17 protein-coding genes are annotated in these 13,421 nt (G+C 41.9%); 11 read left to right on the top strand and 6 right to left on the bottom strand.

All coding sequences use genetic code 11. The annotated features are described in order from the left end of the window. The first annotated feature begins 7 nt into the window (after positions 1-7). Entirely contained in the window at positions 8-499 is a 492-nt protein-coding gene (locus MTN95_RS00380; protein WP_082687905.1) for a CcdC family protein, read from the top strand. Positions 500-529: 30 nt separating this feature from the next. Here MTN95_RS00380 and MTN95_RS00375 read toward each other — a convergent pair whose 3' ends face one another. From MTN95_RS00375 to sspO, 4 genes are all read right to left on the bottom strand, one after another. Next, positions 530-958, bottom strand: a complete 429-nt coding sequence (locus MTN95_RS00375; protein WP_024121582.1) for a DUF2621 domain-containing protein — start codon at positions 956-958, stop codon at positions 530-532. 232 nt (positions 959-1,190) lie between these two features. After that, positions 1,191-1,583 (bottom strand): outer spore coat protein CotM, encoded by a 393-nt coding sequence (gene cotM, locus MTN95_RS00370; protein ID WP_095713925.1) that lies wholly within the window; start codon positions 1,581-1,583, stop codon positions 1,191-1,193. 78 nt (positions 1,584-1,661) lie between these two features. Further along, positions 1,662-1,808 carry a small acid-soluble spore protein P gene (locus MTN95_RS00365; RefSeq protein ID WP_003221237.1) on the bottom strand — a complete coding sequence of 49 codons (147 nt, stop codon included), beginning with the start codon at positions 1,806-1,808 and terminating at the stop codon, positions 1,662-1,664. A gap of 31 nt (positions 1,809-1,839) precedes the next feature. Then, positions 1,840-1,986, bottom strand: a complete 147-nt coding sequence (gene sspO, locus MTN95_RS00360) for an acid-soluble spore protein SspO (RefSeq protein ID WP_003221239.1) — start codon at positions 1,984-1,986, stop codon at positions 1,840-1,842. Between the two features lie 227 nt (positions 1,987-2,213). Here sspO and acnA point away from each other — a divergent pair, with 227 nt between their 5' ends. The 7 genes from acnA to MTN95_RS00325 all read left to right on the top strand — a co-directional run bounded on the left by acnA (position 2,214) and on the right by MTN95_RS00325 (position 7,038). After that, entirely contained in the window at positions 2,214-4,943 is a 2,730-nt protein-coding gene (gene acnA, locus MTN95_RS00355; RefSeq protein WP_248336544.1) for an aconitate hydratase AcnA, read from the top strand. A 70-nt stretch (positions 4,944-5,013) separates the two neighbouring features. Further along, positions 5,014-5,523: a redoxin domain-containing protein gene (locus tag MTN95_RS00350; protein WP_024121585.1), complete on the top strand. Its 510-nt coding sequence runs from the start codon at positions 5,014-5,016 to the stop codon at positions 5,521-5,523. A gap of 79 nt (positions 5,524-5,602) precedes the next feature. Then, on the top strand, positions 5,603-5,728 hold the full coding sequence (locus tag MTN95_RS00345) for an FbpB family small basic protein (RefSeq protein WP_003244964.1): 126 nt from the start codon (positions 5,603-5,605) through the stop codon (positions 5,726-5,728). 64 nt (positions 5,729-5,792) lie between these two features. Then, positions 5,793-5,939: an acid-soluble spore protein SspN gene (gene sspN, locus MTN95_RS00340; RefSeq protein ID WP_024121586.1), complete on the top strand. Its 147-nt coding sequence runs from the start codon at positions 5,793-5,795 to the stop codon at positions 5,937-5,939. A 35-nt stretch (positions 5,940-5,974) separates the two neighbouring features. After that, positions 5,975-6,226, top strand: coding sequence for a small acid-soluble spore protein Tlp (gene tlp / locus MTN95_RS00335; protein WP_105991921.1), 252 nt, complete (start codon positions 5,975-5,977; stop codon positions 6,224-6,226). 80 nt (positions 6,227-6,306) lie between these two features. Continuing rightward, positions 6,307-6,723 (top strand): YbgC/FadM family acyl-CoA thioesterase, encoded by a 417-nt coding sequence (locus MTN95_RS00330; RefSeq protein WP_010334419.1) that lies wholly within the window; start codon positions 6,307-6,309, stop codon positions 6,721-6,723. Between the two features lie 15 nt (positions 6,724-6,738). After that, on the top strand, positions 6,739-7,038 hold the full coding sequence (locus tag MTN95_RS00325; protein ID WP_024121589.1) for a hypothetical protein: 300 nt from the start codon (positions 6,739-6,741) through the stop codon (positions 7,036-7,038). A 32-nt stretch (positions 7,039-7,070) separates the two neighbouring features. Here the strand turns inward: MTN95_RS00325 and MTN95_RS00320 are convergent, their stop codons facing one another. Both MTN95_RS00320 and plsY read right to left on the bottom strand, forming a co-directional pair. Further along, entirely contained in the window at positions 7,071-7,358 is a 288-nt protein-coding gene (locus MTN95_RS00320) for a HesB/YadR/YfhF family protein (RefSeq protein ID WP_024121590.1), read from the bottom strand. A gap of 93 nt (positions 7,359-7,451) precedes the next feature. Next, complete coding sequence (gene plsY, locus MTN95_RS00315) at positions 7,452-8,033, bottom strand: glycerol-3-phosphate 1-O-acyltransferase PlsY (RefSeq protein WP_024121591.1); 582 nt, start codon at positions 8,031-8,033, stop codon at positions 7,452-7,454. 168 nt (positions 8,034-8,201) lie between these two features. On the opposite strand from plsY, the gene MTN95_RS00310 reads away from it, so the two are divergent. The 3 genes from MTN95_RS00310 to parC all read left to right on the top strand — a co-directional run bounded on the left by MTN95_RS00310 (position 8,202) and on the right by parC (position 13,388). Then, positions 8,202-8,609, top strand: a complete 408-nt coding sequence (locus tag MTN95_RS00310; RefSeq protein WP_248336541.1) for a CoA-binding protein — start codon at positions 8,202-8,204, stop codon at positions 8,607-8,609. Between the two features lie 390 nt (positions 8,610-8,999). Continuing rightward, positions 9,000-10,967 (top strand): DNA topoisomerase IV subunit B, encoded by a 1,968-nt coding sequence (gene parE / locus MTN95_RS00305; RefSeq protein ID WP_105954365.1) that lies wholly within the window; start codon positions 9,000-9,002, stop codon positions 10,965-10,967. Between the two features lie 3 nt (positions 10,968-10,970). Then, positions 10,971-13,388 carry a DNA topoisomerase IV subunit A gene (gene parC, locus MTN95_RS00300; protein WP_105954366.1) on the top strand — a complete coding sequence of 806 codons (2,418 nt, stop codon included), beginning with the start codon at positions 10,971-10,973 and terminating at the stop codon, positions 13,386-13,388. Positions 13,389-13,421: the final 33 nt, after the last annotated feature.

Here is a 13,421-nt window from a genome sequence, read left to right as displayed (position 1 = left end):
CAAAGGAATGATAAGTATGATGATTATAGTTTCATCAATTGTTGCTGTTTTAATGGCTGCAGCTGTGATGGTGGTCAGAATTAAGTCTTCCGATAAGCCCGTTTCACCGAAAAAAATCATTCTCCCGCCGATTTTTATGAGTACGGGGGCGTTAATGTTTTTATTTCCGGTTTTTTGGGTAACGGGTGAAGAGTTTTTAGAAGCGATCACTTTAGGCGTGATTTTCTCTATTTTTCTTATAAAAACTTCAAAGTTTGAAATTAAAAATAATGAAATTTACATGAAACGCTCTAAGGCATTTGTCTTTATATTAGTCGGCCTTTTAGTGATCAGAATTGTGATGAAATCAATTTTAAGCACATCGGTTGATTACGGCGCACTGAGCGGAATGTTTTGGATTCTGGCTTTCGGTATGATTGTGCCATGGAGAATCGCCATGTATCTGTCATACCGAAAACTTCAAAGCGAGCTGCAGTCAGCAGACATTCAAATGAATTAAAAAACCTTTCCTCCTTGCGGGAAAGGTTTTTTATTTAAGAAGGGCCTGATAAGGTTCAATATCGATTTTCTTGTCTCTTAGATGTTTCTTTAAAAAGGTATGGTCTCTTTTCGGAGTAGCCAGAATATAACCTTTGATAATAAGCCGCTGATCAATTGCTGCTGCGTTTTCTTTTAATGCCAGCTCTCCGATTTTTCCGGCAATTTTTGCTCGAGCTATATCTCTGAACAGCTCCGGAACAGGTGTGACCAATTCATCGAGAAATTGTTTGTTTTCATTGCTCCATAGATGTCTGCTGTTTTCAATATAGTAATCCTGCCAATCCAGCTCAGATTTGCCGTCCTCTTTTGGTAAACGCTTTAAAAACTTTCGAAACATAAAAAAACCGCCGATTGATAACAAGACAATCATCGTGATCACCCAAAACAGAATAAACCACAAAAACCAGCCTTCCAGCATCAATCATTCCCCCTTATACTAACCATATTGTATATGAAGAAAGAATAGAAGAACAATGTTTTAAAAAAATAGAAAAAAATGATAGACGTCTAGTCAAAAGAGATGGTAGATCATATTCTATTGTATAGTGAATCTGCTATTTGGCCATGGGAGAGTCACTAGAGGGTATTTGACGATAAATGGACGGAAAAAAAGTCACTTTCATTATAGGGGATGAAAGTGACTTTTGATTTTAGCTGAGAGGGAATTGAAGAGAAAAAGAAGAGCCATCATTCGTCTCTTTATTGACGGCAACTGTGAGAATTTGATTTTCGCATTCAGTCTCAATCGACTTGTCATTCAAATAAAAAGGAAGCATCATTTGTTTTTCAAGAGTCTGTTCTGAGGATTTAACCGTCAGGATGAACTCACATCCGGACAAGGTAATTGTGATTTGTGTCGGCTGTATAGACGACAGATCTGCTTCAATAATATATTGCTGACTTGTTTCATATAGATCAATAGGTAATGTTTCGTCGTACCAGGCGAACGGATCTTCAAAAAATTGCCGAAGCCATTCCTCCATACCATCGAAATCATTAGCATCGTTTCGTTTTGAATGGGTCATGGAAGCATTCCTCCATATATCAACCTTGCTTTAGCTTATGCAGTTGGTCAGAAATGGGTGAACGCATAAAAAAACAGACGCTAAGGTCTGCTTTTATTACATATCATGGCTGGAATTGTGCTTTTGTCTTGTGTGATTTCTGTTTTTAACTTTCTTGCTTCCGCTGAGGGGTTCCGGCTGACCCGGATTGTGTCCTTTAGGAGCGTTTTTATGCATATCTTTACTTGTATTTTTATTGGTCATAAAATGAGAACCTCCTTAAAAGAGTTCAACGTTATTGATTGGTTTTTCTTTTTTTGTTATTTTGGCGTTCTGCTTCAGTCAGTACAAGCTGATCGTTTTCTACATAGCCGGCGCCTTTGCCTTGGCTTTTCGCGTCATTCATCCCATTTATTACATGATTTGCTTTTCGTTTGACCATCATTATCACCTCAATCATAATATGGCTTCTTTCAATGAGGAATATGAGAGAGTGCAGACAGTAAAATTTCCCGCTTTTTTGCCCTGATAAGCCGATCTTATTGTATTTAATAAAAACATTGATATTTACTTATGTATGATTTTGTTTTAATATGAAATTGTGAGAAAATTGTGATGGAATGTAATGTTCATCTGAGAATGAACTGATCTGAAGGGGGATTTTGGAGAATGGCAAACGAGCAAAAAACTGTAGCACAAGACGTTTTCCAAGCGAGAAAATCGTTTACTACAAATGGGAAAACTTATCATTACTACTCTTTGAAAGCATTGGAAGATTTGGGGATCGGAAATGTGTCGAAGCTTCCTTATTCCATTAAAGTTCTTTTAGAATCTGTATTGCGTCAAGTTGACGGATTCGTCATCAAAAAAGAACACGTGGAAAATTTGGCAAAATGGGGAACTGCCGAGTTAAAGGAAATCGATGTTCCGTTTAAACCATCTCGCGTTATTTTACAAGATTTCACTGGGGTACCGGCAGTAGTTGACCTTGCTTCATTACGTAAAGCAATGGCAGCTGTCGGCGGAGATCCTGACAAAATCAACCCTGAGATTCCTGTTGATCTTGTCATCGACCACTCTGTACAGGTTGATAAAGCGGGCACAGAAGATGCTCTGGCTATTAATATGGACTTGGAATTCGAAAGAAATGCAGAGCGTTACAAATTTTTAAGCTGGGCAAAGAAAGCGTTTAATAACTACCAGGCAGTACCGCCGGCAACAGGTATCGTTCACCAGGTAAACCTTGAGTTCTTGGCAAGTGTTGTCCACGCAGTCGAAGAAGACGGAGAACTGATTACGTATCCTGATACGCTGGTAGGAACCGACTCGCATACAACAATGATTAACGGAATCGGTGTTCTCGGCTGGGGTGTCGGCGGAATTGAAGCCGAAGCCGGAATGCTTGGGCAGCCTTCTTATTTCCCTGTTCCTGAGGTAATCGGCGCGAAACTCGTCGGAAAGCTTCCGAATGGAACAACAGCCACTGACTTGGCGTTAAAAGTGACACAAGTACTGCGTGAAAAAGGCGTAGTCGGTAAATTTGTTGAGTTCTTCGGACCGGGAGTTGCTGAACTGCCGCTGGCAGACCGTGCGACAATCGCCAACATGGCTCCGGAATACGGTGCAACATGCGGATTCTTCCCTGTAGATGAAGAAGCTCTAAATTATCTGCGTTTGACAGGCCGCGATGCTGAACATATTGACGTAGTAGAAGCATACTGCAGAAGCAACGGTTTGTTCTACACTCCAGATGTAGAAGACCCGCAATTTACTGATGTCGTTGAAATTGATTTGTCTAAAATTGAAGCAAACCTTTCCGGACCAAAACGTCCTCAGGATTTGATTCCGCTTTCTGCTATGCAGGAAACGTTTAAAAAGCACTTAGTCAGCCCTGCGGGTAACCAAGGATTCGGATTAAACGCCGAAGAGGAAGACAAAGAAATTAAATTTAAATTGCTTAACGGCGAAGAAACAGTCATGAAAACGGGTGCAATCGCTATTGCTGCGATTACAAGCTGTACAAATACATCTAACCCATACGTCTTAATCGGCGCCGGCCTTGTGGCGAAAAAAGCGGTTGAATTAGGACTCAAAGTGCCTAACTACGTGAAAACATCACTTGCACCGGGTTCTAAGGTTGTTACAGGATATCTTGTTAATTCAGGCCTTCTTCCATACATGAAAGAGCTTGGTTTTAACCTCGTCGGATACGGATGTACAACATGTATCGGAAACTCAGGTCCGCTTTCACCGGAAATTGAAGAAGCAGTTGCGAAAAATGACCTGTTGATTACGTCTGTTCTTTCTGGAAACCGTAACTTCGAAGGACGTATTCATCCGCTTGTGAAAGGTAACTATCTTGCTTCTCCGCCGCTTGTAGTAGCTTATGCGCTGGCTGGAACAGTGAACATTAACCTGAAGACTGATCCGATCGGTGTCGGAAAAGACGGACAAAAAGTGTACTTCAATGATATTTGGCCGTCAATGGACGAAATTAATTCACTTGTTAAACAAACTGTTACACCGGAGCTCTTCCGCAAGGAGTACGAAACAGTATTCGATGACAACAAACGCTGGAATGAGATTGAGACAACAGATGAAGCGCTGTATAAATGGGATAATGAGTCAACTTATATCCAAAACCCGCCCTTCTTCGAAGAAATGTCAGTTGAACCAGGCAAGGTTGAACCTTTAAAAGGCCTTCGTGTTGTCGGTAAATTCGGCGATTCAGTCACAACCGACCATATCTCTCCAGCAGGGGCAATCGGAAAAGATACACCTGCCGGAAAATACTTGCAAGCAAAAGGAGTGTCACCTCGTGACTTTAACTCCTACGGTTCACGCCGCGGAAACCATGAGGTTATGATGAGAGGAACATTTGCAAACATCCGCATCAAAAACCAAATCGCGCCGGGCACAGAAGGCGGATTTACAACGTACTGGCCGACTGGTGAAGTGACATCAATCTATGATGCCTGCATGAGATATAAAGAAGATAAAACAGGCCTTGCCATCTTAGCGGGCAAAGATTATGGTATGGGATCTTCCCGTGACTGGGCTGCAAAAGGAACAAACCTGCTCGGCATTAGAACTGTAATTGCTGAGAGCTTTGAAAGAATCCACAGAAGTAACCTGGTATTCATGGGTGTGCTCCCGCTTCAATTTAAACAAGGTGAAAATGCGGATACACTCGGCTTAAGCGGTAAAGAAGTAATCGAGGTGGATGTTGATGAAAGCGTACGCCCTCGTGATATCGTTACAGTAAGAGCAATTGATGAAGACGGAAATGTAAAAACATTTGAAGCACTTGTGCGCTTTGATAGTGAAGTTGAAATTGATTATTACCGCCATGGCGGAATTCTGCAAATGGTGCTTCGCGAAAAAATGAAGCAATCATAATATATGAAGAAGAGAAGGCACCCTGCTTTCTCTTCTTTTTATGAGATAAGATAGCTCCGGGGGTGACATTATGCTGAAAAAATGGGTGGCAGGAATCCTGTTGATTGGGCTTGCCGGATACATGTGCTGGAACATCTATCAGCAATTTAGCAAAAAAGAAATAGGTATTGAAGAGGGACAGCAAGCGCCTGACTTCACTCTGAAAACACTATCAGGAGAAAGGACCTCTTTATCAGATGTCAAAGGCAAAAAAGTTCTGCTTAACTTCTGGGCAACTTGGTGCAAACCGTGCCGACAGGAAATGCCGGCGATGGAGGAACTGCAAAAGGAGCACTCAGATGTAGCGGTTATTGCAGTTAATTTCACTTCAGCTGAGAAAAGCGAGAAACAGGTGCAAACTTTTGCTGATACGTATCATTTAACCTTCCCCATTTTGATTGATAAAAAAGGAATTAATGCTGACTATAATGTGTTTTCATACCCAACTACGTATATTTTAGATGAAAAAGGCGTAATTCAAGACATACATATCGGGACTATGACAAAAAAAGAGATGAAAGAAAAACTGGATCTTCATTAGATTCAGTTTTTTTATGTGCAAACATGCTTACAAATTTTCAGAATTGGAAAAAATAAAAGAATACGCGGAGGTGAGAAGAGTGAAGAAGATGAGAAAACGGTCTTTTCATGAGCTCGTCATGGAAAACAAAAAAGAGCTGATGACGAATACGGAATATTTAAATCAGCTTGAGGAAAAGCTTGAACAGCGATTTAAGCAAAAATAACCTTTAATTTGTATTCATGTTTGCCCCTCCTTTTGAGAATCCTATTTGTTGAGGAGGGATAAACATGGGAAACAACAAGAAAAACGGTCAGCCTCAATATGCTCCAAGCCACTTGGGTACGAAACCTGTTAAATATAAACGCAATAAAGGGGAAAAAATGCACGATACTTCTGGTCAGCAGCCAATTATCATGCAGACGAAAGGCGAATAGCGCCGGATTGATTTTATTCTAGGAGGTTCATCCCAATGACAAAAAACCAAAATCAATATCAGCAGCCTAATCCTGACGACCGTTCCGACAACGTAGAGAAACTGCAGGATATGGTCCAAAATACAATCGAAAATATAGAAGAAGCAAAGGAATCAATGGAGTTTGCTTCAGGAGAAGATAAGCAGCGCATCAAAGAAAAAAACGCAAGACGGGAAGAGAGCATCGAAGCATTTCGCAATGAAATTCAAGACGAATCCGAAGCGAGAGAAAACGGATACCGTTCGTAAAAACCAGGGAAACCTGGTTTTTTTCTTTCTGATTTGGATGTGGTAAAATGGTGCTAAACTGATTAAGGGAGCAGAGTATCTTGCATGTATCAAAAACAGAAATAGAAGTGCGTTACGCCGAAACAGATCAAATGGGGATCGTGTATCATGCGAATTATCTTGTTTGGATGGAGGTCGGAAGGACGGCACTCATTAAAGACTTAGGCTTTTTGTACAGTGATATGGAAAAGAAAGGCGTGCTTTCCCCAGTCGTTGATATCAATATTTCCTACAAAAAGCCCCTCCATTATGGAGAAACTGCGGTGGTGCACACATGGATTGAGGAATACAACGGCTTTAAAACCATATATGGCTACCATATTTATAATCCGGCTGGTGAGCTATCAATTGAAGCAAAATCATCTCATATTTGTGTGGATAAAGAAAGTTTTAAACCGATTCAGTTTCGTAAGGCTTTCCCCGATTGGCACGCAGCATATGAAAAGGCCAAAAAATAGGGAAGTGAATGACGTATGGCATTTGGCGTGAAACGGGAGGAAGTTAACCGATGGAAGAAGGCAGTCAAAAGAGGGGAAATCGCATTTTTAACACATTATTGGCTGGATGACCGTTTCCCGGAATCTAAAACCGTGACAAAAGCAGGCTGTGCAGATATTGATAAGCTGGTACAATGGGGTGCGGCGTACGGTTTGAAGGAAGAATGGATACATAAAAAAAGCGAATTTCCCCACTTTGATCTTTTGGGCGAGACGCAAAAATATATCTTAGAACAAGAAAAGCTGACCGACCATCTCACACGTTTTCATTTATAAAAAAAGAACGCATATGATATGCGTTCTTTTTCTTAATGGTATTCAAATACAGGCTCATCGGCAGACTCTGAATAGCTGACGAGAAGATCATGGTTGTCAAAGTACCAAAGATCACTTTCTTCAATAAAGAAGGTGATGCCTCCGACTTCTGCCGTGACTCCTGCCTCTTGAGGAGCATCTTTCGCCACTCCGAGAGAAAAGCCTTTTTGAACGTTGCTGCAGCCGCCATAGCGGACGAAAAATCGAACTTGGTCTCCGTTTTGTAAATCAAGCTCTTCTTTATACCAGTTCAGCGCGTCTTCGTTAACTGTCATATTCATAACAGGACCCCCTTTTCCCTTTGTTATCATTTGATTTTCTCTATTATAAACGTATAAGGCTATCTCGTGTCAAAATAGAAGTTTTTTAAACATTTATAACCATTTAACTTTAGGTTCTGTTTTATTGATAATTCGTTTGATATTCGCCCGGTGCCTGTATATTACAAAAACAGTGAGCAGCGTGACGACAATCAATAAATACTTATCATGTACAAAGAGACTATATATGACAGTATATATCCCTGTTAACATTGATGACAGAGAGACAAATTTTGTCAAGTATAAAAAGATGAAAAAGACCGCAACCATTGTAATGAATAACAGAGGTGCATAAAACAGCAAGACGCCTCCCGAAGTTGCTACGGCTTTGCCGCCTTTAAATTTGGCGAACACTGGAAACACATGGCCAAGAACCGCTATGACTCCCGCAAGGAGCGGATGAATATCAACATGCATGAGGTAAGGCAATGCAGCTGCCAGTGTCCCTTTTAAAATATCTCCGGCTATGACAACCGAACCAGCTTTTACGCCCAGTGTACGGAACGCGTTGGTAGCGCCTAAATTTCCGCTTCCATGCTCCCGAATATCAATTCCCTTGGCAAGCTTACCTACGATTAAGCCAGATGGAATACTGCCTATCAAGTAGGCCAAAATAATCAATAAAGCAATTAACATCTACATTTCTCCTTTTTCAATGTCCCTAATCTCTATTTTAACATGAGATGTCATGATCTGATGATAAGTTTTTTTGTAAAGTTTGCTTACAAATCTAATCAGCCATACATCATGTTTTGATTTCTTCCTTTTCGGTCGTGTAGAATAAACAAAAAGGAGTGGTCTATCATGCAAAACCCTTCAAAAGCGGAAATCAAAGAAATTCTTGATGGAAGTAAGAGAATTGCGGTAGTCGGGCTTTCAGACCGTCCCGATAGAACATCGTATATGGTATCAAAAGCGATGCAAGATGCGGGATACGAAATCATACCAGTAAATCCGACGATCGAAGAGGCGTTTGGTGTAAAAGCCGTATCATCGTTAAAAGAAATTGACGGTCCGGTTGATATCGTAAATGTATTCAGACGTTCAGAACAGCTTCCTGATGTCGCTAAAGAGTTTCTGGAGACAGATGCCCCGGTATTTTGGGCGCAGCAAGGCCTGGTGAACGAAGAGGCTTATCAGATGCTGAAGGAAGATGGCAGAACGGTCATCATGGATCTGTGCATAAAAGTGGCACACGCTGTAACAAAATAGGTGCAGAGCTGCAAAAATCCTTGTGAATTCAAGGATTTTTGCTTTTTCATGTAAAGATATTGTTTGCGAATTACTGTGAAACAGATACAATAAAGCTTGAACAGCTTTTTTTGAAAGCCTTGCTAAGCTGGGTTCCGGCCGTTCGATTTGCGAAGGTCCGCTGCTTTATATATAATAAACAAACATACGTTCTCATTTCGGAAAAACAGCACTTTTGGATGTTTTACGGAATGATTCGTTAGCTGTATGTTGAGAATGGGATGACATTGGTTATAATGAAGAGTCCAAGGCAGAAGCGCACCGGGGCAAGGATTATGAAAAATACTTTTATACAATTGACAAGTAACAATGAAAAAGAGAATGTTAGTTTTTTGAAAGGGGTTTGTACGTTTGGCTAGAAAACAACAATTTGATTACAACGAAGATGCCATACAGGTGCTGGAAGGCCTTGAAGCCGTAAGGAAAAGGCCGGGTATGTATATTGGCTCAACCGACGCGAGAGGCTTGCATCACTTGGTTTATGAAATTGTAGATAACTCCGTCGATGAGGTACTTGCCGGCCATGGAGATCACATTATCGTTAAAATACATAAAGACAACAGTATTTCTGTACAGGATAGAGGCCGCGGCATGCCGACTGGAATGCATAAACTCGGCAAACCAACCCCTGAGGTCATTTTAACGGTGCTTCACGCAGGCGGAAAATTCGGGCAAGGCGGTTATAAGACAAGCGGAGGGCTTCACGGCGTCGGCGCATCTGTCGTGAATGCTTTATCTGAATGGTTGACGGTTACGATTGAGCGGGACGGCTTCATCTATCAGCAGCGTTTTGAAAACGGAGGTAAACCGGTCACATCTCTCGAAAAGATTGGCAAAACGAAAAAGACAGGCACACTTACTCACTTTAAGCCTGATCCGACAATGTTCAGCACAACAACTTATAATTTTGAAACGCTTTCTGAACGCTTACGGGAATCAGCGTTTTTATTAAAAGGATTAAAAATTGAACTGATTGACGAGCGGAACGGCCAGCGTGAAGTCTTTTATTATGAGAACGGAATAGAAGCGTTTGTTGCTTACTTAAATGAGGAAAAGGATGCCCTGTCTGAAGTGGTCTCGTTTGAAGGAGAGCACCATTCCATCGAAGTGGATTTTGCGTTCCAGTTTAACGACGGCTATTCAGAAAATATCCTGTCGTTTGTTAACAACGTCAGAACAAAAGACGGCGGAACTCATGAGTCAGGTGCAAAGACAGCGATGACGAGAGCCTTTAATGAATATGCGAGAAAAGTGGCTTTGCTGAAAGAAAAGGATAAAAACCTGGAAGGCACAGATATAAGGGAAGGGCTTTCAGCTATAATTTCTGTCCGTATTCCTGAAGAACTTCTTCAATTTGAAGGACAAACAAAAGGAAAACTCGGCACAAGCGAAGCAAGATCTGCTGTCGACGCAATCGTATCAGAACAGCTTGCTTACTTTTTAGAGGAAAATCGGGACACCGCTACTCTTCTTGTGAAAAAAGCAATAAAGGCGAGCCAGGCGCGAGAAGCGGCACGTAAAGCCCGGGAAGAAGCCAGAAGCGGCAAAAAACGAAAAAAATCAGAAGCGACATTAAGCGGTAAGCTGACACCTGCGGGTTCAAGAAATCCGGCAAAAAATGAATTGTATCTCGTTGAGGGTGACTCTGCGGGCGGTTCAGCAAAGCAGGGAAGAGACCGCAGATTCCAAGCGGTTCTGCCATTGCGCGGGAAAGTCATTAACACGGAAAAAGCAAAGCTTGCTGATATCTTTAAAAACGAAGAGATTAATACGATCATTCATGCCATCGGCGGCGGTGTCGGAGCTGATTTTTCAGTCGACGACATTAACTACGATAAAATCATCATTATGACGGATGCCGATACTGACGGCGCTCATATTCAAGTGCTGCTTTTAACCTTTTTCTATCGCTATATGAAGCCGCTCATTGAGAATGGAAAGGTATTTATTGCACTGCCTCCTTTATATAAGGTCAGCAAAGGCAGCGGGAAAAAAGAAATCATTGAATATGCATGGTCTGATGAAGAGATGGATGATGTACTGAAAAAAGTCGGCAAAGGCTATACAATCCAGCGATACAAGGGTCTTGGTGAGATGAACGCAGATCAGCTGTGGGAAACGACGATGAATCCGGAATCCCGTACGCTTGTAAGAGTCAAAATTGACGACGCGGCACGTGTTGAGAGACGCGTGACAACATTGATGGGCGATAAAGTAGAGCCGCGCAGAAAGTGGATTGAGAAAAACGTAGCTTTCGGCTTGGATGAAGAAAGCAATATTTTAGAAAATGAAAACTTATCGGTCGCTGAGGAGGTTTAATGATTGTCACAGCCAGAATTATTTCATGATTTACCATTAGAAGAGGTGATCGGCGACCGTTTTGGACGCTATAGTAAATATATTATTCAAGACAGGGCGCTGCCTGATGCGCGCGACGGTTTAAAGCCCGTACAGCGCAGAATTCTGTATGCGATGCATACGGACGGAAACACATTTGATAAAAATTTCAGAAAAGCGGCCAAAACGGTCGGTAATGTCATCGGTAACTACCATCCGCATGGTGACAGTTCGGTGTATGAAGCAATGGTGCGGATGAGCCAGGATTGGAAAGTGCGGAATGTATTAATTGAAATGCACGGGAATAACGGAAGTATAGATGGAGATCCTCCGGCGGCCATGCGTTACACAGAAGCGAAGTTGTCTTCGATTGCATCAGAGCTTCTGCGGGATATTGACAAAAATACAGTTGAATTTGTCCCGAATTTTGATGATACAAGCAAGGAGCCTGTCGTACTTCCGGCTATGTTCCCTAATTTGCTGGTCAACGGTTCTACCGGTATATCTGCAGGATACGCGACTGATATACCGCCTCATCATTTAGGAGAGGTCATTGATGCTGTTATTAAACGCATTCAAATGCCGTCATGCTCTGTAGACGATCTCATGGAAGTGATCAAAGGGCCCGACTTTCCGACAGGCGGAATTATCCAGGGCGTTGATGGCATTAGAAAAGCCTACGAAACCGGAAAAGGGAAAATTATTATCCGCGGAAAAGCTGAGATCGAAACGATCAGAGGCGGACGTGAGCAAATTGTGATTACAGAAATTCCGTTTGAAGTCAATAAAGCCAACCTTGTGAAAAAAATGGACGAGTACCGTATTGATAAAAAGGTTGAGGGCATCTCCGAGGTTCGAGACGAAACAGATCGAACCGGCCTTAGAGTGGTCGTAGAACTAAAGAAAGAAGCAGATGCCAAGGGCATTTTGAATTACTTATATAAAAATACTGATTTACAGATTACGTATAACTTTAATATGGTGGCGATCCACAACCGCCGTCCAATGCTGATGAGTCTGCCAGCTATTTTAGATGCATACATCGGCCACCAAAAAGAAGTTGTCACAAACCGATCCGTTTACGAGCTTCAAAAAGCAAAAGACAGACATCACATTGTAGAAGGTCTTATGAAGGCTTTATCGATCTTGGATGAAGTCATCGCAACGATTCGCTCCTCTAGCGATAAACGTGACGCTAAAAACAATTTAATGGCAAAATATGAATTCACTGAGCCTCAGGCTGAAGCTATCGTGTCCTTGCAGCTATATCGTTTAACAAATACCGATATCACAGCGCTCAAGGAAGAGGCTGAAGAGCTCAGCAAAAATATTGAAGAGCTTGAATCGATTTTGAGCAATGATAAGAAGCTGTTAAAGGTCATTACAAACAGCTTAAAAGCGCTGAAAAAGAAATATGCGGACACGAGACGCTCTGTCATTGAAGAAAAAATTGAGGAAATCAAAATTAATCTTGAAGTCATGGTTGCCTCTGAGGATGTATACGTGACTGTTACAAAAGATGGCTACTTAAAGCGCACAAGCCAGCGTTCCTTTGCCGCTTCAAACGGACAGGATTTTGGAATGAAGGACACAGACAGGATGCTGCACCAGTTTGAAATGAATACGACAGATGTGCTGCTGCTTTTCACGAATAAAGGAAGCTATATCTATTGTCCGGTTCACCAGCTGCCTGATATCAGATGGAAGGACATGGGCCAGCACTTTTCTAACATAATCACGATTGAACGTGACGAAACGATTGTAAAGGCCATACCGATAAAAGAGTTTGATCCATCTGCTTATCTTTTATTCTTCACGAAAAACGGCATGGTGAAAAAGACAGAACTCACGCATTACAAAGCACAGCGTTATTCTAAAGCACTTGTGGCGTTAAATCTAAAGGGTGAAGACGAGCTGATTGATGTACATGTGACAAATGGTGACAGTCAGATCTTGATGGCGACACATCTTGGATATGGCCTATGGTTTGGAGAAGATGAAGTAAATGTTGTGGGCGCACGTGCAGCTGGCGTTAAAGGAATTAACTTGAAAGATGGAGACTTTGTCGTGTCAGGAGAAATTCTGCATGAGTCTAATTCTCTCGTATTGTTTACACAGCGGGGAGCAGTCAAACGTATGAGTCTTTCTGAGTTTGAAAAGACCTCCCGTGCAAAACGGGGAGTCGTTATGCTGCGTGAACTGAAGAAAAATCCGCATCGTGTCGTTTCGCTGTTCGCGTGCGGACTTGATGAGCGGTTTATGGCAGAGACGGAAAAAGGGGACAGAAAAGAACTGCAGGCTAAAGAGCTGCGAACAAACGACAGATACAGCAATGGTTCATTCTTTATTGATGAAGAAGAATCAGGCAAGGTCACAGCTGTCTGGCGTCTTACAACTGAATAATCATTAAAAAACCCGCCCACATATCGTGAGCGG

This window comes from Bacillus sp. 2CMS4F (assembly GCF_023161785.1).
Lineage (GTDB): Bacteria > Bacillota > Bacilli > Bacillales > Bacillaceae > Bacillus > Bacillus halotolerans.
This window is presented reverse-complemented; position numbering and strand designations above follow the sequence as displayed.